The organism is Pusillimonas sp. SM2304 (assembly GCF_031628915.1).
GTDB lineage: Bacteria > Pseudomonadota > Gammaproteobacteria > Burkholderiales > Burkholderiaceae_B > Pusillimonas_C.
The window spans coordinates 520,542-541,228 of record NZ_JAVLUJ010000002.1; the positions used below are offsets into that span (position 1 = coordinate 520,542).

The window sequence follows — 20,687 nt, forward strand, 5'->3', positions numbered from 1 at the left end:
ATTCGGCATTTTAAGAATGTGATGTCAATACCACTAAGGAGACATAAAGTGAATGTATTTAAAAAATTGATCGGTGCAGGCGCACTCAGCGCGCTCATGCTTGCGACGCCGTCTTATGCTTTGAACATGGATGTGGGCCATACGCTTACGACAGACAGCCCTTTCCATGTGGGTACACAAAAATTCGCCGATATCCTGAAGGAAAAATCTAACGGAAAAATCAATGTGACGGTGTTCCCACACTCGCAGTTGGGCGGCGAGCTGACCATGATTCAAGGTGCCATAGCGGGTGCTACAGACTTGTTTGTAACGGGCCAGCCGACCTTGAATAACGTTGTAAAGGAATTCCTGGTTTTTGATGCTCCTTTCCTGTTTGACAACGTTGCGCAAGCCAATGAAATTCTGAACGGGCCTGCCGGCGACAAATTTCTGGATATCCTTCCCAAGTATGGCCTGGTTGGTTTGGGCTGGTTTTCCGCGATCGAGCGCAATGTGTTTGGCAATAGAGCCATTAATTCCGCTGATGATCTGAAAGGCATGAAAATACGTGTCATCCAGTCGCCAGGATACGTGGAAAGCTACCAGGCATTAGGTGCGCAAGCTACGCCGATGGCCTACTCCGAGCTGTACCTGGCGTTGCAGCAAAAAGTCATTGATGGTGGCGAAACAACACCCGACCAATTTGTGTCTGACAAATTTATCGAGGTGTCCAAGTACTTCAATATGACGCATGTCAATATTCACCCCGCTTTATTGATCATGTCTAAAACCCGGTGGGATTCTTTTTCTGCCGATGAACAGAAAATGGTTAAAGAGGCAGCGGACGAAGCAATGGCCTACGCTCGGGAGTACTACCATAAGGTCTACGATGAAGGCATGAAGACCATGGCAGAAAAAGGGGTCACGGTTGTTTATCCGAATAATCTCGACTCTTTGGTCGAGGCAACCAAGCCGGTCGTCAAGAAGCTGGTTGGCGATGCACCCAACGGGCAGGAACTCTATGATGCCCTGATGGATGCCAAGGAAAAAGCAGGAAAATAAGCAGCGGCTGAGTCTCCGTGATCTGCTTGAATACCGCATTCATGCTGGTCACGGGGCCCCAGCGGGGTATTTTCAACCTTTAAATAGATAGAACGGACAGCGCGATGACTTGCTTTACAAAACCTGAGAACCTACGTGTATTGATTACGGGCGCAGCCGGGAACATAGGCAAATGCCTACGCAAGCACCTACGTGGCCGCTATGCCTTATTGCGCTTGGCCGACATCGCGGAACAGGAGCCTGCACAAGAAAACGAAGAGATCTGCACGATAGATGTGCGGGATATCGACTCTGTAGCGCGTTGCATGCAAGGCATCGATTGTGTCATCCATCTTGCCGGGATTCCCGGTGTCGATACGTGGGAAAAAATTCTCCCGATGAACATCGATGGTTGCTTCAATGTATTCGAGGCTGCACGTCTTCAAAATGTGCCCCGCGTTATTTTTGCCAGCTCCAATCATGCCGTTGGCTATCATAGAAGGGAAAAGTTCCTGGATAACACCGTAGCGCCAAGGCCTGACTCGCTCTATGGCGTTTCGAAAGTTTTTGGCGAAGCATTGGGACGAATGTATGCAGACAAGTACGGCATGTCGGTCGCGTGCTTGCGAATAGGCACATTCCGCACTCCGGATCAACCGAGCGAAGCCCGGCAGCTGCTGACCTGGATCAGTCACAGGGATATGGCAGCGTTGGCGCGTTGCTGCATTGAACATGCGTCGTATCACTTTACCGTTGTCTATGGCGTGTCGAACAACCTTCGCAACCGTTGGGATAACAGTAACGTGAAATTTCTAGGTTACGAACCGCAAGATGACTCCGAGGTTTTTGCGGCAGAGATACTGGCTAAGAACATACCTGAAGATCCCATCGCAGCCCAGTTTCACGGAGGCTTCTACTGCCCCTTGGAGTTTGTTGGCACAACCGACCGGATCTCTTGAGTTTTTGGTTTTGAGATGATTACAGTGCATGCACTAGCGTAGTGACCACGGAGACATTATGTACGCGATTCCACCTGCCATTGAAGCCCAAGTATTTGCGCGCCTGCCCGATATATTCAGAAAGCCGGACGGCACCTCGGAGTGGCATCGCTATCAGCCAGGCAATCAACCATCGCACTCCTTGTTGGAAGGGCCGTCTTTCGATGCGCAAGGCCGCCTGTACTGCGTAGATGTTCCTTGGGGGCGTGTGTTTCGGATCGACACGCAAGGTCAGTTTGAGTTGATAGCCGAGTACGATGGCGAGCCTAATGGCTTGAAAATTCATCAGGATGGGCGGATATTCATTGCAGATTATGCTCGCGGCATTGTTCTGCTGGATCCAGAGACAGGTGAGGTAAAGCCCGTTCTCGAGCGCGTCCACCTTGAGCGGCTCAAGGCGGTTAACGATTTAGTATTCGCGTCCAATGGGGATCTCTATTTTACTGATCAAGGCCTGACCGGCTGGCATGATCAGACGGGCCGAGTGTTTAGACGTCGCGCGGATGGCCGTGTTGATTGCCTGTTGGATAACATACCCAGCCCTAACGGCTTAGTATTGGACCCGAGCGAGTCTGTTCTCTACGTGGCTGTAACACGGGCAAATGCTATTTGGCGCGTTCCTCTCACCCGTGATGGCAATGTGACCAAGGTTGGCACCTATATTCAGTTGTCAGGTGGCGGAGGGCCCGATGGTTTGGCTATTGATGAAGAAGGTAATCTGGCCGTAGCGCATGTGGGCTTGGGCGCGGTTTGGCTGTTCAGCCATCGCGGTGAACCTATGCTGCGCATCAATTCCCCACTGGGACATCTGACAACGAATATCGCTTTTGGAGGCACGGAGCGTAAAACGCTTTATATTACAGAGTCCGAGTCGGGTTCGATTCTGATGGCGCCGATGCCTGTGTCTGGCCAAGTCATGTATTCGGGGGTGTGATGGCATAATAGAAAACGGCCACTTCGAAAGAGGCCGTTTTGTGCGGAAACCCACATGAATACTTGGTGCCGATGAGAGGAGTCGAACCCCCGACCTTCTCATTACGAATGAGCTGCTCTACCAACTGAGCTACATCGGCTTTGAATCTTTGGGCGCACATGGCAAGATAAAAATAAGCATGCCGTAAGCGCCAAGCCCGTTATTATACATATTTTGGCTATGGCGGTTTGCATCGTCCCGGTGCAAGCCGGATCCATAGCGCGGAGAGGGCATATGAACTCGATTGCATGGCTTTTTCTGATTGCGGCCTTGTTGCCGTTTGTCGCGGCGGCGGCCTCCAAGGCCGGCGGGAAAGCGTACGACAATAATGATCCGCGGCCGTGGCTGGCGCGCCAGCAGGGCTGGCGGGCGCGGGCCAATGCCGCGCAGGCCAATCTGTTTGAAGGCTTGCCGTTCTTTTACGCGGCCGCCTTGTTTGCGCTGTATGGCGAGGCGGAACAGGGCTGGCTGTTCAGCCTGATGCTTGCCTGGATTGTGCTGCGGCTGATCTATCTGGGGATCTATATTGCCGGCTATGGCGCCTTGCGCACGGCGGTGTGGGCGCTGGCTTTTGCCGTGAATGTCGCCCTATTGCTGGCTGGGGCGTAAGGCGTCTTGTCAGGGGCGGGGCGCGTGCCGCGCCGCGGCACATGCGCCTGGCCTGTTTATTGTTCCTGGTTCATTCTGATGGCCGAGGGGAACAGGTCCCAGCAGGCGATGAACAGGGCGGCGAACAGCGGGCCGATGACAAAACCGTTCAGGCCGAATACGGCCAGGCCCCCCAGGGTGGACACCAGTATGACGTAGTCCGGGATTTTCGTGTCTTTGCCTACCAGCAGCGGACGCAGGACGTTGTCGACCAGGCCGATGACCAGTACGCCGAACAGGGTCAGGACCACGCCTTGCCAGATGGCGCCGGTCACCAGGAAATAGACGGCGACGGGCACCCAGATGATGGCGGCGCCCACGGCGGGCAGCAGCGACAGAAATGCCATCAGCACGCCCCACAACAGGGCGCCCTGTATGCCCAGGAACCAGAACATGAGCCCGCCCAGCGCGCCCTGCGTGGCGGCGACAACGATGTTGCCCTTGACGGTGGCGCGGACCACGGTGGCGAACTTGCGGAACAGGTGTTGCTGGTGTTCATCGCTAAGGGGTATCAACTGCTTGCTGTGGCGGGCTAGGTTGCCGCCGTCGCGCAACAGGAAGAAAAGCAGGTACAGCATGACACCCAGGCCCACCAGGAACTCAAAGGTATTCTGGCCTACGTTGACCGCCTGCGACGCCAGGAACTTGCTGCCTTGCAGCGCGCCGGCGGACAGTTTCTCGCGCAGGCTGAACATGTCGCCTACGCCAAAGCGGATGAGTATGTCGTGCACGGACGAGGGCAGCGCGCTCATGATTTGCTCGAAGTAGGCGCCCAGATTCAGCTCGCCCGAGCTCATGCGCTTGTAAATGGCAGCCCCTTCCTGCAGCAGCGATCCGGTGATCAGTATCAAGGGAATGATGACTATCAGGATGATGACCAGCAGGGTGATCAGCGCCGCCAGGTTATGGCGGCCGCGCATTTTGCCCAGCAGGCGGCGGTTCAGGGGCATGAAGATGATGGCCAGGATCGTGCCCCAGAAGATGGCGCCGTAATAGGGCAGCAGAATCCAGATGAAGGCGACGGTGACCGCGGCCAGCAGCACCAGAAACGAGCGAAAGTAAAGACTGGAGTGGTTCATCAATCCTCAGGGTGAATGGCGCTTAGCGCAGTTTGCTCATTCTATGCGAAAAATCCGCTTAATCGCCGAGCAATTCCGCCAGGGGCTCCAGGTCTTCCACATGTTGCGAGACGGCTTTCACCACCATGATGGTGGGTACGCACAGCAGCATGCCCCAGACGCCCCACAGCCAGGCGCCGAACAGCAAGGCGACGAAAACGGCGGTGGCATTCATCTTGGCGATGCGCCCCGTCATCCAGGTGGCTACCAGCATGCCGACGAAGCTGGCGACGCCAAGAGCGATGGCCGCCACAAGCAGCATCATGGAAAACGAGTCGAACTGCATGAAAGCGGCGAAGCCGGTGGCCGCCGCCGCCAGCAGCGAGCCAAAATAGGGAATGATATGAAGCAGGGCGCCAGCGACCGCCCAGGCGCCGGGGTTGTCCAGGCCGATGGCGTGCCAGATGGCCCAACTGATGAGGCCCAGCAGCACGTTGGTCACCAACAGCATCAGCATGTACTTCTGGATGGAGCTGTTGATATCGTCCAGAATCTGCACGGTGATCTTCTTCCGGGTCAGGGATGGCCCGGTCAGTTTGACCAGCTTGCGCTTGAAGGTATTGCCCGACAGCAGGGCAAAGAAGACCAGGAACAGCACCATGCTCATCTGGCCCAGGAAAGCGGCGGCGCTGACCGAACCGGTCCAAAGCAAATCATTCAGGTTGATCTCGGGCGCGATGGGGGCCGCCGGCGCGGGAGGGGCATTGCCTGCGATGGCTGCTTCCGGTGTGGTCGGGCTGGCCGCTTCTTTCAGGGTATTGGCCGCGCTCCTGAGCTTGTCCAGCGTGCCAAGCTCGCCATTATTGATGCGCTTGAAGGCATTGGCCAGCTTGTAGCTGGCCATCGGCAACTCGTCCACGATGGATTCCGCCTCGTTGTAGACCGAGATGGCGACCATGGTGCTGGAGCCCAGCAAGGCCAGCATGACCAGGCTGGTCGCCACGATGCGGGGCAGCCGCATGCGCTCCAGCCAGCTGACCACCGGATTCAAGGTGAAGGCGATCAATATGCCCAATACCAGGGGAATAAAGAATGCTTTGGCCCATTGCAGGGTGAAAATAAGGGCAATGGTGGCCAGTATGGCCAACGGCAAGCCGCCCACGGGCGTGCGGCCGGGGACCTCGGGCACCACGGCGCTGAGAGGAATCGGGTTGATGTCATCGGCCTGCTCGGCGGGTTCCGCTGAAAGCGGCAGGGTGGCGGCGGCTGTCGGTTTGATCGGATCCATCATGTGCCTTGGCGCTGGGCGTTGTTGGTATCGTTGTCGTTGAGGCGTGTCGCAATGCAAGACAGCGGCGCAAGATTGCAGCGCCAGTGTAACAATACGCCGCCCCGCCGTTTCCTTCAACTGAAAGGGCGGACGGCGTATACTTGCGCCTTTTCTACTGGTTTACCCTAATGTCAGGACATGCGTCGGACCGTTTGCGTCCCTTGAGCAAAGGCCGCCGGATGGCGGCAGAGATTTCACTGGCTGTCGGCGGGTTCGGCATCGGCACGGGCGAGTTTGCGATCATGGGCCTGCTGCCGGACATGGCCATCGATTTCGGTGTCAGCGCGCCCGAAGTCGGCTATTTGATCAGCGCCTATGCGCTGGGCGTGGTGATCGGCGCGCCGCTGATCTCGGTGCTCGCGGCCAGATTGCCGCGCCGCCTGCTGTTGATCGTGCTGATGGCGGTATTTGCCGCCGGCAATCTGGCCAGCGCCCTGGCGCCCACCTACGGCTCGGTCATGTTGTTCCGCTTCCTTAGCGGTATGCCGCATGGCGCCTATTTCGGCGTGGCGGCGCTGGTGGCCGCGTCCATGGTCGAGCCTTCCCGGCGGGGGCAGGCGGTAGGCCGCGTCATGCTGGGCCTGACGGTGGCGGTATTGATCGGCAATCCGCTGGCCATCTGGCTGGGGCAGGCCCTGAACTGGCGGGCTGCCTTTGCCGCCGTAGGCATCATCGGGATCATTACCATGGCTTTGCTGCGGGGCATCGTCCCCCACGCCCCCGCGTCGCGGCTGAATAGCCCGATGCGGGAGTTGGGCGCGCTGCGGATCGAGCAGGTGTGGCTGACTTTGGGCATCGGCGCCATTGGGTTCGGCGGCATGTTCAGCGTTGTCAGCTACATTGCGCCTACGTTGATCGAAGTGTCGGGCGTGCAAGCCGTGCTGGTTCCGTTCGCACTGTCGTTTGTCGGCATGGGCATGATCATCGGAAATGTGGTGGGCGGTTGGCTGGCGGATCAGGCGCTGATGCGCGCCATCGGCGTATTGCTGGTCTGGAATATTATGGTGTTGGCGCTGTTCCCATTCATGGCGGGCCACCCATGGACGGCCATGGTTGGCGTGCTGTTGATAGGCAGCGGTGTTGCCATCGGCCCGCCGCTGCAGATCCGGCTGATGGACGCCGCACCGAAAGCGCAAACCCTGGCCGCTTCCTTGAATCATTCCGCATTCAACATGGCCAACGCGCTGGGAGCCTGGCTGGGCGGGCTGGCGATTGCCGGCGGCTATGGCTGGACATCGACGGCCTGGGTCGGCATGACGCTGGCGCTGGGCGGCCTGGCGATTTTCGGTTTTGCGGCGTGGCGCATGCGCAGCGGGGCTTGAGAGTTGGTGTATAACTGGGGCATCACAGTACGGGAGCGCTCATGTGGCAAGATAACGAACACGTCTATGGCCGCGTCAGCCGGCTATTGCATTGGTCAATGGCGCTGCTGTTCAGTTGGCAGTTTTTCGGTATGGCGGTCAAGATCATCGTTGGACGCTCGCCGCTGACGGCATTTCTGGTCGGTACGCACAGGCCCGTCGGGCTGTTGCTGCTGGTGCTTGCAGCACTGCGTCTGCTCTGGGCGCTGTACAACGCAGGCCGGCGGCCCGTCTATGCCGCCGACACGACAGGCAGGCTGGCCCGGGCGGGGCATATTCTGTTGTATGTGTTGATGCTGCTGATTCCCGCGTTGGCGCTACTGCGCCAGTTTGGCTCGGGCAAGGCATTTTCCGCCTTTGGCCTACCCATCACCCAGGAAACAGGCATCGAGATTGCCTGGATGATGGCGCCCGCCGACCTCTTGCATGGCCCGTTGGCCTGGTGCCTGTTGGCGCTGATCGTGGGCCATGCCGCCATGGCGCTGTTTCATCACTTCCGCCTTAAGGACGGAACCCTTGCCCGCATGTTGGGGCGCAGGCTGATTTAATCGCTCGGCGCCTTCTACGACGCTACGGCTTTGCTGTAGTAGTAGGGCACCCGCAGCAGCGCATAGTCGGCACTTGCTTCGCGAATCTGGTTTCGCTGGCCATCAAACCGGCGTGTTTCGCTGAAAACATGAATCGGTGCGTCGGGTGTGAAGGCGAAAGCCCATGCAAAGCACTGTGTGCCTGCAGGCGTATGCTTGTCGGTATCGTCTGTGACGCCGGTATTGGCGATGGCGAGATTGGCGCGGCTATTGTCCAGGGCGCCAAGCGCCATTTCGCGGGCCACCTCTTCGCTGGTCAGGTTGAAGCGCTCGATCGTCTGAGGCCGGACGCCCAAACACCTTTGCTTGGCTTGGGGCGAGTAGACGACGAACGCACAATCCAGGAGCTGGCCTGCCCCCTTGGTATCCGCCAAGGTGGCAGCAATGAGCCCTGCGGTGCACGACTCGGCGGTGACCAATAGCAGGGATTTTTCTTGCATGAACGCCGCAACTTCTTCTGTTTTATGCATGCTTCTTCCTTGGTCAGGGAGCTTGTCCCCTCACGTAAGTGCGCGAAATCATTCTAGCGATTTGGGTGCAACGAAGTTCAGCGAAGGTGTAAGCGTCGGTACAAGGCCATACTTTGGCGCGGGCCTTGTCGTTCCCCTTCGCACTCAATGCGGACGGGCGCCTTGTGGTAACACTCGCTTTCATCCGAAGCCTTGCCGGGCGTGTGTTCGGCTCTACCATAGAACGGTCTGCGATCGATTTTGGAGGTTGCAATGAGCGAGTTTGCAAAGAAGACAGAAGCCAAGTACGAGGATGGCTACATTCGTTTCGTCTGGAACGACAAGGATAAGAAGCGCGCGTACGAAATTTCAGCCGATGCGCTGGTGCGATCCTTCGGCGCTCGGGGCACGACCGGCAGCGAATTGCTGGATGCGTTCGAGCGCGGAAGCGCCAGGATCGCCCGGGCGGTGGAGCAGTCGCTGAATTTACCGACAGACGGTGTAACCGAACTGGGCAGTGGAGACTTCGAACAGCAAGAAGAGGCGGACGACATGACGCCGCCGTGAGCGGTCGCGCAGGCAGCGCCTTGAAAGGCGCTTGCCGCAGTGCCGGATTGATGCTCGCGTGCATCCGCGTTCCCACCGGGGATCGAGTCCGAGGACGCTAAGGGTTCGGCTTGCCATCAAACTGCGTGGCTTTCCGTCCCTGGGCTTCTTGCCGGTTCATGCGCTCGTCTGCGCTCTCGGCGTCCTTGTTGGGGGACTTCAAGCCCAACTCTGAGCGTGGGTCCTTCTCAACGCTTTCTTGAGCTTGTTCCTTGTCGATTGCGCGGTCTTCTTGAAGCGCGCGCGCCTTGGGGCCCTTAATGCCGGGATAGCTTTGCGTTTGGCCTTGCCCGGGGTGTCCCGGGTCTTGCTGGCCTGGCTGGTTCTGGCGAGCGTGGCCAGGTGTATTGTGGGCGGGATTGGCGTGGCCGGGATTTTTCTTGCCCGGCTCGCCTATATCCGAATGATGCTGCCCGGGGCCCACCGGTTCCTTCAGGCGCGGGTCTATCTTGTTGCCTTGCTCTGGGTCTTGCTGCGAAGGATGTTCGGGCTTCTGATCTTGCTTCATGGTCTATCTCCAGGAGTATGCGCCCGCGGGTCGGGGCGGGCTGCTTCCAAGCCGTATGATGCGGGGGGAAGCAAGCCGTGTGCCCACGGTTTAAGTGGCTTGCCTGGGCGCAGGATGAGGAGCCGCGGCGGCCCTGCATGGGCGGGGCGCCGGCAGAGCGTCAGGCCGATGTCAAAAAGAACATCGACGCGTGAACCATGATTAGGCCTGTTGCCACCAACAATAAGCATACGATCAGTCTAAGAACCCTGGGGGACAGCGGCGGGGCCCGGCGCGCGCTCAGCGTCGTGACCAGCAACACGACGGGTACAGCGATGAGCGAAAGCTTCAAAGACTGCTGATTGAAGCCGACCGTTGGTATGGTGACGGCAAGCCGCAACAGCGCAGCCATGCCGTTGATGAAGATGAGCGATTCCTGGATGCGCGCCAGGCTCCAGGGCTGGCGATAGATAAGAAAGACAAGGGGCGGGCCGCCTGCGGCGAACAGGCCATTCATCAAGCCGGAGAGAAGCCCGACCGATGCAAAAGAGGCCGGCGTTGACGAGGTAGAGCGCGGCACGGCGCGCCGCCACAGCATCCATGCGCAATACACGATGCTCAGCCCGAGCAGCAGGCGCAGCACTTCATAAGCGTTGCCCATGATCCAGGCCAGCGCCGCCACGCCCAGGAGGGTGCCCGCCATGCTGGCGAGCAGGACGGGCCACAACGACCGCTCCAGCCGCAGCGCCCGGCGCTTGTACAGAAACAGTGTTGCATTGACCAGCACGATGATGGAAACGGCATTGACGACATCGGGCAGGGGAAAAACATCTGTTGCGCCTACGAGGCCGAGCAGCACCAGCGCCAAGGCGAATCCAGTCAGGTTCTGCGTATAAACGGCGAGCGCGACAAAGATCAGGAACAGCAGGTTGTTCAGCATGGGTTCATGGTGGATAAGCGGCAGATCCGGTAGGTCGACGCATCATTTTCTATTCGGAAGCCAGCGGCGGAGCAGAAGATGCGCCCCGCATGGCCAGCGCAAGCGCCACGACTGACAGGGCCAGCGGAACGAAGGACACCCACAGCACGGTATTCCAGCCATAGGCCGACAGCAGCCCTCCGGACGAGAACGATCCGATCGCCATCAGGCCGAAGACGATGAAATCATTGAGCGACTGGACACGCGTTTTTTCCTCGGGCCGGTGGCATTCCAGAACCAGCGCGGATGCGCCCAGGAATCCGAAGTTCCATCCCACGCCGAGCAGGGTCAGCGACCACCAGAAATGCATGACGTCGATGCCGCCCAGCCCGACGGCGGCGGACAGGCCGATCAGGATCAAGCCTGCCGTCGCCACCCGCGCAGCGCCGAAGCGCGAGATCAGGCTGCCCGTAAAGAAGCTGGGCGCATACATGGCAATGACATGCCATTGCAGGCCCAGATTGGCGGACTCCTGGGAGTGCCCGCACAGGTGCATCGCCAGCGGCGCGGCCGTCATCAGGAAGTTCATCAGCATGTAGGACACTGCGCCGCAGACGGCTGCGGCGACGAAGCGCGGCTGCCGCACGATGGCTGCCAGAGGCCGCCCGCCGGCCATTTCCCCCGCTGTGGGTGCTGGAAGCCGGACACCAAGCAGGATGAATGCCGAGAGCGCCGCGACGGCCGCCTGCGCCAGAAAGGTGACGGCAAACATGTGTGGCGGCCACAGATCCATCGTCCAGGTCACCAATTGCGGTCCGACGATCCCTGCGGCGACGCCGCCGCCCATGACCAGCGACAGTGCCTGTGCGCGCCGTTTCGGCGCGACGCCGTCGGCGGCTGCGAACCGGAAGGACAGCACCACAGCGGCATAGGCTCCGCCAAAGAATGTCGCCAGGCAGAACAGCCAGAACCCGCCGATGATGACTGCGAGCATGGCCAGCAGTCCGGCCAGGACGCCGGCGCCGGTTCCCAGCAGGAAAGCCGCGCGCCGGCCGTGGCGCCTGGCGACCGCGCCGACCGGCAGCGTGCATGCCGCCATGCCCACCACGAAGATGGAGATCGGCAGGGTAGCCAGCATCGGCGTCGGAGCCAGCATATTGCCGACGATGGAGCCTGTGGCGTAGACCACCACAGCGTTCGCGCCGGACAAGGCCTGGGCGGCGACCAGCCGCCATATATTTCCGCGCTGAATGTTCTCGGGAAGCACAGCGGAAGATGATTCGCTCATTGAAACGGCACCGTGGTGTGTGATGTTGATCGGGAAGGATAGCGCACCATTACAGCGTATGGCGCAGCTGCAGTCTATCGATAATATGTCTGGTTATGTAGAATAAAAGACAAAAGGATACGCTTATGCCCTGGAAGCTCCTTGCTCCTCCACCGGATGTATTGCCCCCATCGCCGATGACGATGCGGGCGCAAGCCATCCCGCCCGGCCATGGTTTCGCCGACCATTTCCATGAATGGAATCAGATGGTCTACGCCATCTCCGGCGTCCTCACAGTCGTTGCGGAGGGGCGTTCCTTTTTGATTTCGCCAGATCAGGCCGCCTGGCTGCCGACCGGCACTTTGCACAGGGTGGGTTCATTCCTTGGGGCCGAGTTTCGCAGCCTGTGGATAGGCGAGGACGTTGGCGGCGATCTTTTTTCGCGCAATGCGGCGGTCTTTACCGTTACGCCGCTATTAAGGGCGCTCATCATCGAGGCGGCGGCGATCGATGGCGAAGCGGACAGTGGCGAAGCGGACGATCACGAGTATCGCGGGCGTGTCCGTCGCTTGATCGTCGATCAGCTTCGCCGGGCCCGCTCCACGACGACGGCGCTGCCATGGCCCAAGAGCATAGCGCTATCGCAGCTTTGCGAAGTCCTCTATGCCGATCCGGCTGATCCGCGCAGCATAGAAGAGTGGGGAGCGTCGCTTGGCATGTCCGGCCGCACGCTGGCACGGCGTTTTCTGGTGGAAACGGGAACGTCCCTGCGTTCCTGGCGCCGCCGCCTACGGCTGTTTCGGGCCGTCGAGCTGCTTGAAAGCGGCATGGACGTGACCAGGACGGCCATGGAGCTTGGGTATGGCTCCACGTCGGCCTTCACCTATGCATTTCGAACCGAGATGCGACGCAGCCCGCAGGCCTACATGCGCGAGATCGATGGCTGCCGTGAGCGGAATTGAGCTCTGCCATGTCCTGTCGTATCGATTTTCGAAGATAATCCCATTTCCCACCCCAAGGAAGGAGTAGACGATGGTATCGAAGTACCTAGCCGGGCTGGTTCTGTTGTTTGGAGTCGCCCCCGCGATGGCGGCCAACCCCGCATGCGAGCGTAAAGCGGTCGAGATAGCGCAGCAGATCAAGTTTGCCCAAGAGGCAAATAACAGCCAACGTCAGCGCGGCCTGGAAAAGGCCTTGTCTATGGTTCAACAGCACTGCACCGACGCAGGCCTCATCAAGGATCAGAAACAGGACATTGCCGAACAGCAGGAAGAAGTCGACGACATTCTTGAGGAAATTCAACAGAAGGAATCCGAGGGGCGGTATGACAAGGTGAAGAAGCTCCAGCGCAAGCTGGAACGCGAGCAAAAGGAACTGGAGGTTCTTAAGCAGGAGCTGACAGAGATCGAGAAAGCCTGACACGGACATCGCAGATTGCGTTGCCCGGGCCCGCCCTTCGCAAGATCGGCGGGCGCTGTTTTTTTTCAGGCAGGCATGCTGCTCCGCTTCTTCTTCTTCTTCTTCTTCTTCCTCTTCTCCTGCTGCTGTTGCTGCTGCTGCTGCTGCTGCTGCTGCTGCTGCTGCTGCTGCTGCTGCTGCGCTGGCCAAGGTTCTGCTATAAATGAATGATGGCAACTCTGTAGGTGTAGTGGCATGTCCGTTCAAAACTTGGGCCGCTTCGGCCTGTCGCTGTTTTTTCTCGCGGCTGTCTCTGGCTGTTCATCGTCTGGCGGCTCGCTCCAATGCCAACTGAGTCCCAGCAGTTGCATGCATGAGGGTTCTTACGAGCCGGGAGAGGAGGAATATGCCGAGCAGGAAGCAAAAGACTTGAATCGCGCAGCAGCGAACAAAGTGCGCCCCAGATCCAGTTGGTGGTAAGCCGGTAACCCAGTAACCCAGTCAGCCGGTATTGCGGCCATGGCCCCATCTGGCGTCTTCGTTTCTGTGATGGCCGTTCTTGGACATCCGTTGCGGCGCCGCTCACCGCCCTGATGGGCGGCAACGCGCCATCGGGGGCTAGTAAGCGGGCATCCGGCGGGGTGCGTTCAGCCCATTGACAATAGGCCAGTTGTAAGTTTAAGAAAGCACGCTTGAGATACTGTGGGCGTGCTGTTACGGTGGACACTCAAGTATTACCCTTTAAGGAGAATGCTATGGTGACACTATTTATTGCGGCATCATTAAAGTCCCAAGGGGTTCGTCGTGCTATCCGGTCGAGTCTAGGCACCGGCGAAATGCTTTCCCAACCTAAAGCGGCTGTGCCCACGACAGCCGATTCAGTCCGAAGGCGCCGCCGCGTCCAGTTGACGGAGAGTGTTTTCAAGGCATAATGAATGAAAGGCCGTACATGTCATTTGCACGGCCTTTCAATCTTCCTGCTCATCCTGAACTTCTACCGCTACTTTTCAACGCCGGCCGCTTTGGCGTTTGCTCCGCTCTGCGCCAACAAGGTAAGCTTTTCATCGGTAGCCTTTTCTTCCGCCAGGGTTTCTTTAAGCAGTTTCACCGCGTCGGTATAGCCCAGTTGCTTGCCGATCTCGCAGAGCGTCCCGTAGCTCGCAATTTCGTAATGTTCTACCTTCTGCGCCCCGCCGATCAGGGCCGCGTCGCGCACCGGTCCTTTTTCGATTTCTTCTATCACTTCCTTGCCTTCTTCGACAAGTCCTTCCATGGCCGCGCATTTAATGCGTTTGAGCTTCATGTTCAGGATCTCGACGATCTGGTCAATCCGCTCGACTTGACCTTGGGTTTCTTCCAGATGTGTCGTAAACGCATTCTCTAAATCCGGGTTTTCCGCGGCACGCGCCAAGCGTGGCAGCGCCTTGGTGAGCTGTTTTTCGGCGCTGTATATATCCGACAGCTCATGTTGAAAGAGGTCTTCTAGTGTCTTGACTGGCATGATGGCTCCAAGAATGGACGGCGGGATGCCGTACTTGATTCGGATATCAGCAAATGGAGTGCCCGGCGATTGCCCGGCCGCGATTACTGCTTGTCCTGTTTGTCATTCAGCGTGTTGGCCATCTTCAGGTGTTCCTGTAACTTAGGCAGGGTCTTGGCCGCCAGCGCTTTCACGTCAGGATCCTGTGCTTCTTGACTGGCTTTTTCAAACATTTCCACTGTCGCTTCGTGAGAGGCGACGCCGATGCGATTTACATACATGGCATCGAAGGCCCCGCCAGACAATGCTTTGAGGGAGGCAATCTCTGTCGATTGCATCGCCGAAGGCCCCGTCGGGGGTGCCATGCCCTTGTTCTCCGCAAGGGCCTCTGCCTCTTTGGCCATTTTCCCGTGATCGTCAATCATCATCTGGGCAAAGGACTTAACGTCGCTGCTCTCGGTTTTTTCGAGAGCGAGCTGGCTGCCCACGATCTCGGCGTGGCTTCCTTGTATTGCATTTTTCAGAAATCTTTCGTCTTCTCGTTGGAGGCTGGCCTGTCTATCTTCACCTACGGTTGCCGGTTGCGTCGGTTGGCCCTGGGGTTCGGATGAGGGCGCGCCCTGTTGGGCATAACTGCCAAAGCTTGCCAGCGCCACGCTGAAAGCTATGGCTAAGGGAGTGTGTACGGTTTTCATGAAATCTCCTCGTGCATTCGTATGCAATCAGATTTGGGAGGCGGGAATGCGCTCCGCTGGATGTCACCGCTTGGCCTTGGCGCCTTCTGTTTCATCGCGCGCAAGGAACTTTTTCACCGTGGCGGGCAAGTGTTCTGCCAGCCAGTTGGCCATCGCTTCTTCTTCACCCAGAATTTGCTCGCAAATTTGCTTGGTTTCCGGTTCCCCGCACGCCTCTGCGGCCGCAATGAGCGCTCGGTAACTGGCGATTTCCATGTGTTCAAAGGCATAGCTGGCCAAGCTGGCCTTGACGACTTCGTCAGAGACGAATATGCCGCTCAAGCCCTGAGCCATCGCCATCATCTTGGCGGTGGTGTCTTTGACGGCTGATGTGTCACCGCCGAGACGGGTGATGCATAAGCGAACCTGCTCCGCCTGGTGCCGGGTCTCTTGAATGTGTTGTTCAATACGGTGCCGTAGCTCGGGATAGTTTTCGAGCCGTTCCGCCGTGGCTGTTAGCATTTTCTCGGCTTGCTCTTCCATTGCGTGAGCATCGCGTAGCCAATCCAACAAGTTTTCTTTCATCTCAGTAGTCATGGTGTTCCTCATGGTGTAAGTACATGGCGCTGAACGACGGCAGCACCTGAATGGAACCGCTGGACGAGTCTGGGACTCAATGCTTCAAGAGCAAGCCATGTGCCTAATTGCCTGAAGGGCTGTGTTTCAACCGGGCTCAACATCCGGTGATGGCGGCAGCCAAGGCAGATAGGTGCGGCAGTTGCGCCGGGACAGCGAGCCGTGACCTTGTACGATAAGGTCTATGAGCGAGTTCAGCTTTGATTGACGCATGTCCAGCCACGTTTCGAGTTCACACACTGTCTGGTCATGGCTGCGTAGGTACTCCACTTCCGACGCCAAGTCTTCTTCGGCACAAAGCTTGCAGCACTGGAGCACGAATTCGCAAATTTCAGTGGCGTCAAAGTAGGCATAGAGCCGCAGAGGCTGGGGTGACATCACTCTGATAGTGGCGCTATCGCTGTTCAGTCTATCGCTATGACTGATCTTCAGTACAGAAAAAACCGCGGCCGGAGATTGTCGCGGTCGCGGTGGTTAATCAGTGTGTTTCAACTCTTCGGCGCTGGCTTTCAACGCCCAGCTAGTGGCAGTGCACACTTCCTTTCTTTTTATCCATGTGGCAGCACTTGCCCGGTGGGGAGTCTTTGCGGCAGCCGCCTCCATGCGAATAAGCCTGGAATGGGTAGGCCGCAACGCTAAACAGTATGGCCGCAACGAGTAAACGAACGTTTTTCATGTTTTTGTCTCCTGTTTTATCAACTCGAGAAGGAGGGCGCTAAGCTCTCCTCTACGACGTTAAGGCTTAGCCGGTGTGGCAAGCGGAGCAACAATAGGCACAGCCGTTGATTCGGTACCACATTGGCTTCAGTCGTTTAGCCTCCGCAACGGCACCCACACAACTTGAGTGCACGCCGAGTAAAATTTGGCTGCGTAGCTCAGGCATAAATCGGCAGCCCGTCGTTGTATTGTGAACCTCGTAATCTCCGTTAGATTGTTGATTTTCGTTCAATATGAAGCTAGGCATTGTCATCCTCCTGGTTGGGTACAACTCCTGCGCCGGATATCGACATTACAAAATAACATTAAATTAAATATTTGTTACTTTCGGGCTAGTTTAAGCTGATTCGTATTGATCAGGGATCGGCGTAAACCCGAGAAATATCCGCCAAGAGGAACAGAGATTGTTAATTGACGTCTATATAGACCAGGAAACAAAAAGGCCAATTCCGAAGAATTGGCCTAAGTGCTTGATATTCTTGGCTCCCCGAACTGGGTTCGAACCAGTGACCTGCGGATTAACAGTCCGTCGCTCTACCGACTGAGCTATCGGGGAATTAAAGAAGCGAAACTATAGCATATATTTTTCAACTTGGGCAAGCCAACGCCGGTAACCAGACGCCCTGGCTTCCCGCCCAGCGCCAGCGCCCGGCAAACGGCGCACGTTCAATCCAGCAGGTCTTTCATGTCGTCGGCGTGTTCTTCCTCGACGGCCATGATGCCGATCAGCATGTGTTTGGTGGTGGGGTCCGTATCGCCTATGCGCGCTATCATTTGCCGGTAAGACTCGATGGCGACGCGTTCAGCGATCAGGTTGGACTTGATCATACCCTTGATGTCCGTACAGTCGTCATACTCGGCGTGGCTGCGGGCCGCCAGGGTGGACGGGTTGAAATTCGGTTCCCCGTTCAACTGCACGATGCGCTCGGCGATCTGGTCGGCATGGTCCTGCTCTTGCTGGGCGTGCTCCAGGAATTCGGCCTTGATGGGTTCATTGAACAGGCCGGCGGCCGTGTAATAGTGGCGCTTGTAGCGCAGCACACAGACCAGTTCCGTGGCCAGTGCGGCGTTGAGCATGGCGATGATCTCTGTGCGATTGCCCTGGTAGCCCGGCGGAACGGCGCCGTTATCGAGCTTGCGCGCTTCCTGGCGTATGGCTTCTACATCAATGGGGTCTTGTTGTGTGGCGGCTTCCTGCTGTTTCGCATTCATGGCTGGCTGTCCTTATATGATGGCCCGAAAAAGAAGGCAGGGCGTGCATGGCAACGCCCCGCTAGTCATGTGCTGGCAGCAAGTATCGTGCCTGCGGTCAATGCGCGCCCGATGCGGCGCCTGCCGAGGCGTTCGAGGTGGGGCGGGCTATCCAGATCAGCGCGATCAGCATCAGGAACAAGATGGCCGATGCATAGAAAATGTCGGCGGCCGACATGGTGAAGGCCTGCTGGCCTATCATGTTGTTGACCACGGCGGCGGACTGTTCGTGGCTGAGCCCGTGTTGCCGCATGCCGGCCATGATGGCATCGAAGGCCGGCTCGCCGGGCCGGGCGGCTTCAGTCAGTTGGGCATGATGCAGGGTGGCGCGGTTTTCCCACAATGTCGTAGTGATGGAGGTGCCGAATGCTCCGAACAACAGCCGAACGAAGTTCGACAGTCCCGCCGCGGCGGGAATGCGGTGGGGTTCCAGTCCCGATAGGCTAAGGGTGGTCAGCGGGATGAAAAACGTGGCCATGGCGGCGCCCTGTATGAAGGTGGGCAGCATGATGGCGTAGATGTCGACCTGGGTATTGAAGTTTGATCGCATGTAGCTGATCAGTGAAAAGACCAGGAAGGCAAAGGTGGCGATGACGCGCGGGTCGTGCTTGGCCAGCATCTTGCCCACAATGGGCGACAGGATGATGGCCAGGATGCCGACCGGGGCGGACGCAATGCCGGCGTCGGTGGCGGTGTAGCCCAGGGTGCTTTGCATCCACAGGGGCAGCAGTACCACGGTGCCGAAGAACACGCCGTATCCCACCGATATCGAGATCACGCCCGAGGTGAAATTGCGATGGGCGAACAGGGTCAGGTCGACCACGGGATGCCGGGCGGTGAGTTCCCAGATCACAAAAAAGACCAGGGACACGAGGGCAATGACGGCCATGGTGGTGATGGTGGTGCTGGCAAACCAGTCTAGCTCCTTGCCTTTGTCCAGCATCAGTTGCAGTGCGCCCACCCATACGACCAGCAGGGCCAGCCCGATGGTGTCGATGGGCAGCCTGGCGCGCGGTGTTTCACGGTCTTTGTACAGTTGCCACGAGGCCCAGCCGGCCAACAGGCCCACAGGGACGTTGATATAGAAAATCCACGACCAGCTGTAGTTGTCGGAAATCCACCCGCCCAGCAAGGGCCCGGCGATCGGCCCCACCAAGATGGTCATGGACCACAAGGCCAGCGCCATGCCCGCCTTGGCTTTGGGGTAGGTGCTCAGCATCAGCGATTGGGACAGGGGAATCATGGGGCCGGCGACGGCGCCTTGCAGTACGCGAAAGGCCACCAGCGACTCCAGCGACCAGGCGAATCCGCATAGCCACGACGAGATGACGAACAGCATGACCGAGACGACGAACAGGTGTACCTGGCCGAAACGCTGCGTCAGCCAGCCCGTGAGGGGCACGGTAATGGCATTGGCGACGGCAAACGAAGTGATGACCCAGGTGCCTTGCGTGGCGCTGACGCCAAGGTCGCCGGCAATGGTGGGAATCGACACGTTGGCAATCGAAGAGTCCAGCACGTTCATGAAGACGGCGGACGAGAGGGCGATGGTGCCGAACACCCGCGCGCGGCCTTCGAGCGGCGGGTAGGCGACAGAGCCGCCCGGCGGCGCTTTGTTTTCCATGTCGGCCTGGCTCATGAGCTGAGGTTGTCGCGGATGATCTGTTGAATCAGCGCATCGGCTTCGTCGCGGCCATCCGTGAATACGGCTGTCTTGAAGCCGCTGTTGGCGGGCGGCGCATGCGCTTCCTCGGGTTCGGACAAGTCCACCTCGACCTGCATCGACAAGCCCACGCGCAAGGGGTGGTCGGCCAGCTCTTGCGGGTCCAGTGCGATCCGGACCGGAAGGCGCTGCACGACTTTGATCCAGTTGCCGCTGGCGTTCTGCGCCGGCAGCAGGGCGAAAGCGCTGCCGGTGCCCGCGGCCAGGCCCTGCACCGTGCCGTGGTAGCGGATGCTGCTGCCGTACAGGTCGGCAGTCAGTGTGGCCTGCTGGCCGGGTTTCATGCGGCGAACCTGGCCTTCCTTGAAGTTGGCTTCGACCCAGACCTGCTGCAACGGAACAATGGTCATCAGCGGCGTGCCCGGCGCGACGTGTTGGCCCACCTGTACGGACCGCTGTGCAATCATGCCGTCCACGGGTGCGGGCAGGCGGGTGCGGGTGCTGGCCAGCCAGGCCTTGCGCAATTGGTCGGCGGCCTGCATGACGTCGGGATGGGCCTGGATGGTGGTGCCGGCGGTCAGGGCCTGGTTGGTTTCCAGCTTGGCTTGTGCGGCGGCATGGGCCGCCTGCACCTGGGCCAGGCCGGACTCGGCCGCTTTGACGGCGGTCTGGGCATGCAGGATTTCCTCGCCGCTGACACCGCCCGAGCTGGCCAGGGTACGGCGGCGTTTCAGGTCGTTGCGCGCCTTGGCCAGATCCACTTGAGCACGTTCAATGTCGGCGCTGCGCATGGCAATGTCCGCCTCCAGTGCGTTGTTCTGGACGAAGACGGTGCGTGTCCTGCGCACGGCCTGGGCCAGGGCGGCTTCGGCCTGCTTCAAGGCAATGTCGGTGTCGCTGGGGTCCAGTTCGATCAACAGGCTTCCTTTGCCGACGGTCTGTGTGTCGTCGGCGCCGATGGCGATGACCGTCCCCGGGATCTGGGAGGTCACCTGGACCAGGTTGCCGTGCACGTAGGCGTCATCGGTGGCTTCGAAGCCCGAGGCGAAAATGAACCACCAGATCGCGTAGGCCAGGCCGATCACGACAAAGACAAGGGTGGCGAGGATAAGCAGCGGCTTGCGCCGGGATGCGGGTGCGTTTGCGGTAGTCATGTCTGGTTCTC

At 58.7% G+C, this 20,687-nt stretch carries 22 protein-coding genes and 2 tRNA genes; 10 read left to right on the plus strand and 14 right to left on the minus strand.

Annotation, left to right across the window (positions count from 1 at the left end):
- The first annotated feature begins 48 nt into the window (after positions 1-48).
- From RE432_RS11415 to RE432_RS11425, 3 genes are all read left to right on the plus strand, one after another.
- The gene (locus RE432_RS11415; protein WP_310933534.1) at positions 49-1,041 is read left to right on the plus strand and encodes a TRAP transporter substrate-binding protein; all 993 of its coding nucleotides are present in this window, start codon (positions 49-51) and stop codon (positions 1,039-1,041) included.
- Positions 1,042-1,145: 104 nt separating this feature from the next.
- A complete protein-coding gene (locus RE432_RS11420; protein WP_310933535.1) occupies positions 1,146-1,979 on the plus strand; it encodes an NAD(P)-dependent oxidoreductase in 834 nt (277 codons plus the stop codon).
- Between the two features lie 58 nt (positions 1,980-2,037).
- A complete protein-coding gene (locus RE432_RS11425) occupies positions 2,038-2,952 on the plus strand; it encodes an SMP-30/gluconolactonase/LRE family protein (protein ID WP_310933536.1) in 915 nt (304 codons plus the stop codon).
- A gap of 63 nt (positions 2,953-3,015) precedes the next feature.
- Here RE432_RS11425 and RE432_RS11430 read toward each other — a convergent pair.
- Positions 3,016-3,091 (minus strand) — tRNA-Thr (locus RE432_RS11430).
- A gap of 134 nt (positions 3,092-3,225) precedes the next feature.
- On the opposite strand from RE432_RS11430, the gene RE432_RS11435 reads away from it, so the two are divergent.
- The gene (locus tag RE432_RS11435) at positions 3,226-3,600 is read left to right on the plus strand and encodes an MAPEG family protein (protein WP_310933537.1); all 375 of its coding nucleotides are present in this window, start codon (positions 3,226-3,228) and stop codon (positions 3,598-3,600) included.
- Positions 3,601-3,656: 56 nt separating this feature from the next.
- Here RE432_RS11435 and RE432_RS11440 read toward each other — a convergent pair whose 3' ends face one another.
- Both RE432_RS11440 and RE432_RS11445 read right to left on the minus strand, forming a co-directional pair.
- Entirely contained in the window at positions 3,657-4,718 is a 1,062-nt protein-coding gene (locus RE432_RS11440; RefSeq protein WP_310933538.1) for an AI-2E family transporter, read from the minus strand.
- 58 nt (positions 4,719-4,776) lie between these two features.
- On the minus strand, positions 4,777-5,988 hold the full coding sequence (locus RE432_RS11445) for an AI-2E family transporter (protein WP_310933539.1): 1,212 nt from the start codon (positions 5,986-5,988) through the stop codon (positions 4,777-4,779).
- Positions 5,989-6,206: 218 nt separating this feature from the next.
- Here RE432_RS11445 and RE432_RS11450 point away from each other — a divergent pair, with 218 nt between their 5' ends.
- Positions 6,207-7,349 (plus strand): MFS transporter, encoded by a 1,143-nt coding sequence (locus RE432_RS11450; RefSeq protein WP_310934212.1) that lies wholly within the window; start codon positions 6,207-6,209, stop codon positions 7,347-7,349.
- Between the two features lie 41 nt (positions 7,350-7,390).
- On the plus strand, positions 7,391-7,936 hold the full coding sequence (locus RE432_RS11455; RefSeq protein ID WP_310933540.1) for a cytochrome b: 546 nt from the start codon (positions 7,391-7,393) through the stop codon (positions 7,934-7,936).
- A 14-nt stretch (positions 7,937-7,950) separates the two neighbouring features.
- On the opposite strand, the gene RE432_RS11460 is transcribed toward RE432_RS11455, so the two are convergent.
- On the minus strand, positions 7,951-8,445 hold the full coding sequence (locus tag RE432_RS11460; RefSeq protein WP_310933541.1) for a CinA family protein: 495 nt from the start codon (positions 8,443-8,445) through the stop codon (positions 7,951-7,953).
- Positions 8,446-8,697: 252 nt separating this feature from the next.
- On the opposite strand from RE432_RS11460, the gene RE432_RS11465 reads away from it, so the two are divergent.
- Positions 8,698-8,991: a DUF1488 family protein gene (locus RE432_RS11465; RefSeq protein ID WP_310933542.1), complete on the plus strand. Its 294-nt coding sequence runs from the start codon at positions 8,698-8,700 to the stop codon at positions 8,989-8,991.
- A 97-nt stretch (positions 8,992-9,088) separates the two neighbouring features.
- Here the strand turns inward: RE432_RS11465 and RE432_RS11470 are convergent, their stop codons facing one another.
- From RE432_RS11470 to RE432_RS11480, 3 genes are all read right to left on the minus strand, one after another.
- Positions 9,089-9,538, minus strand: a complete 450-nt coding sequence (locus tag RE432_RS11470; RefSeq protein ID WP_310933543.1) for a hypothetical protein — start codon at positions 9,536-9,538, stop codon at positions 9,089-9,091.
- A 160-nt stretch (positions 9,539-9,698) separates the two neighbouring features.
- On the minus strand, positions 9,699-10,457 hold the full coding sequence (locus RE432_RS11475; RefSeq protein WP_310933544.1) for a sulfite exporter TauE/SafE family protein: 759 nt from the start codon (positions 10,455-10,457) through the stop codon (positions 9,699-9,701).
- Positions 10,458-10,506: 49 nt separating this feature from the next.
- Complete coding sequence (locus RE432_RS11480) at positions 10,507-11,724, minus strand: MFS transporter (protein ID WP_310933545.1); 1,218 nt, start codon at positions 11,722-11,724, stop codon at positions 10,507-10,509.
- A gap of 125 nt (positions 11,725-11,849) precedes the next feature.
- Between RE432_RS11480 and RE432_RS11485 the strand changes: the two genes are divergently transcribed.
- The 3 genes from RE432_RS11485 to RE432_RS11495 all read left to right on the plus strand — a co-directional run bounded on the left by RE432_RS11485 (position 11,850) and on the right by RE432_RS11495 (position 13,328).
- On the plus strand, positions 11,850-12,665 hold the full coding sequence (locus RE432_RS11485) for a helix-turn-helix transcriptional regulator (protein ID WP_310933546.1): 816 nt from the start codon (positions 11,850-11,852) through the stop codon (positions 12,663-12,665).
- Between the two features lie 70 nt (positions 12,666-12,735).
- Positions 12,736-13,122: a DUF1090 domain-containing protein gene (locus RE432_RS11490; RefSeq protein WP_310933547.1), complete on the plus strand. Its 387-nt coding sequence runs from the start codon at positions 12,736-12,738 to the stop codon at positions 13,120-13,122.
- A gap of 20 nt (positions 13,123-13,142) precedes the next feature.
- A complete protein-coding gene (locus RE432_RS11495) occupies positions 13,143-13,328 on the plus strand; it encodes a hypothetical protein (RefSeq protein ID WP_310933548.1) in 186 nt (61 codons plus the stop codon).
- A 773-nt stretch (positions 13,329-14,101) separates the two neighbouring features.
- On the opposite strand, the gene RE432_RS11500 is transcribed toward RE432_RS11495, so the two are convergent.
- The 7 genes from RE432_RS11500 to RE432_RS11530 all read right to left on the minus strand — a co-directional run bounded on the left by RE432_RS11500 (position 14,102) and on the right by RE432_RS11530 (position 20,676).
- A complete protein-coding gene (locus RE432_RS11500) occupies positions 14,102-14,602 on the minus strand; it encodes a ferritin-like domain-containing protein (RefSeq protein WP_310933549.1) in 501 nt (166 codons plus the stop codon).
- 83 nt (positions 14,603-14,685) lie between these two features.
- Positions 14,686-15,276: a DUF4142 domain-containing protein gene (locus tag RE432_RS11505; protein ID WP_310933550.1), complete on the minus strand. Its 591-nt coding sequence runs from the start codon at positions 15,274-15,276 to the stop codon at positions 14,686-14,688.
- A 63-nt stretch (positions 15,277-15,339) separates the two neighbouring features.
- Positions 15,340-15,852: a DUF892 family protein gene (locus RE432_RS11510; protein ID WP_310933551.1), complete on the minus strand. Its 513-nt coding sequence runs from the start codon at positions 15,850-15,852 to the stop codon at positions 15,340-15,342.
- A 1,236-nt stretch (positions 15,853-17,088) separates the two neighbouring features.
- Positions 17,089-17,164, minus strand: a tRNA-Asn gene (locus RE432_RS11515).
- A 110-nt stretch (positions 17,165-17,274) separates the two neighbouring features.
- Positions 17,275-17,820, minus strand: coding sequence for a ferritin-like domain-containing protein (locus RE432_RS11520; RefSeq protein ID WP_310933552.1), 546 nt, complete (start codon positions 17,818-17,820; stop codon positions 17,275-17,277).
- A gap of 97 nt (positions 17,821-17,917) precedes the next feature.
- Positions 17,918-19,483: a DHA2 family efflux MFS transporter permease subunit gene (locus RE432_RS11525; protein WP_310933553.1), complete on the minus strand. Its 1,566-nt coding sequence runs from the start codon at positions 19,481-19,483 to the stop codon at positions 17,918-17,920.
- Between the two features lie 11 nt (positions 19,484-19,494).
- Positions 19,495-20,676 carry an HlyD family efflux transporter periplasmic adaptor subunit gene (locus RE432_RS11530; RefSeq protein ID WP_310933554.1) on the minus strand — a complete coding sequence of 394 codons (1,182 nt, stop codon included), beginning with the start codon at positions 20,674-20,676 and terminating at the stop codon, positions 19,495-19,497.
- Between the last annotated feature and the right edge of the window lie 11 nt (positions 20,677-20,687).

Bases quoted from the DNA above. Each gene is read 5' to 3' on its own strand.
- RE432_RS11420 (WP_310933535.1), top strand. From the start codon at position 1,146: ATGACTTGCTTTACAAAACCTGAGAACCTACGTGTATTGATTACGGGC.
- RE432_RS11425 (WP_310933536.1), top strand. From the start codon at position 2,038: ATGTACGCGATTCCACCTGCCATTGAAGCCCAAGTATTTGCGCGCCTG.
- RE432_RS11435 (WP_310933537.1), top strand. From the start codon at position 3,226: ATGAACTCGATTGCATGGCTTTTTCTGATTGCGGCCTTGTTGCCGTTT.
- RE432_RS11440 (WP_310933538.1), bottom strand. From the start codon at position 4,718: ATGAACCACTCCAGTCTTTACTTTCGCTCGTTTCTGGTGCTGCTGGCC.
- RE432_RS11445 (WP_310933539.1), bottom strand. From the start codon at position 5,988: ATGATGGATCCGATCAAACCGACAGCCGCCGCCACCCTGCCGCTTTCA.
- RE432_RS11450 (WP_310934212.1), top strand. From the start codon at position 6,207: ATGGCGGCAGAGATTTCACTGGCTGTCGGCGGGTTCGGCATCGGCACG.
- RE432_RS11455 (WP_310933540.1), top strand. From the start codon at position 7,391: ATGTGGCAAGATAACGAACACGTCTATGGCCGCGTCAGCCGGCTATTG.
- RE432_RS11460 (WP_310933541.1), bottom strand. From the start codon at position 8,445: ATGCATAAAACAGAAGAAGTTGCGGCGTTCATGCAAGAAAAATCCCTG.
- RE432_RS11465 (WP_310933542.1), top strand. From the start codon at position 8,698: ATGAGCGAGTTTGCAAAGAAGACAGAAGCCAAGTACGAGGATGGCTAC.
- RE432_RS11470 (WP_310933543.1), bottom strand. From the start codon at position 9,538: ATGAAGCAAGATCAGAAGCCCGAACATCCTTCGCAGCAAGACCCAGAG.
- RE432_RS11475 (WP_310933544.1), bottom strand. From the start codon at position 10,457: ATGCTGAACAACCTGCTGTTCCTGATCTTTGTCGCGCTCGCCGTTTAT.
- RE432_RS11480 (WP_310933545.1), bottom strand. From the start codon at position 11,724: ATGAGCGAATCATCTTCCGCTGTGCTTCCCGAGAACATTCAGCGCGGA.
- RE432_RS11485 (WP_310933546.1), top strand. From the start codon at position 11,850: ATGCCCTGGAAGCTCCTTGCTCCTCCACCGGATGTATTGCCCCCATCG.
- RE432_RS11490 (WP_310933547.1), top strand. From the start codon at position 12,736: ATGGTATCGAAGTACCTAGCCGGGCTGGTTCTGTTGTTTGGAGTCGCC.
- RE432_RS11500 (WP_310933549.1), bottom strand. From the start codon at position 14,602: ATGCCAGTCAAGACACTAGAAGACCTCTTTCAACATGAGCTGTCGGAT.
- RE432_RS11505 (WP_310933550.1), bottom strand. From the start codon at position 15,276: ATGAAAACCGTACACACTCCCTTAGCCATAGCTTTCAGCGTGGCGCTG.
- RE432_RS11510 (WP_310933551.1), bottom strand. From the start codon at position 15,852: ATGACTACTGAGATGAAAGAAAACTTGTTGGATTGGCTACGCGATGCT.
- RE432_RS11520 (WP_310933552.1), bottom strand. From the start codon at position 17,820: ATGAATGCGAAACAGCAGGAAGCCGCCACACAACAAGACCCCATTGAT.
- RE432_RS11525 (WP_310933553.1), bottom strand. From the start codon at position 19,483: ATGGAAAACAAAGCGCCGCCGGGCGGCTCTGTCGCCTACCCGCCGCTC.
- RE432_RS11530 (WP_310933554.1), bottom strand. From the start codon at position 20,676: ATGACTACCGCAAACGCACCCGCATCCCGGCGCAAGCCGCTGCTTATC.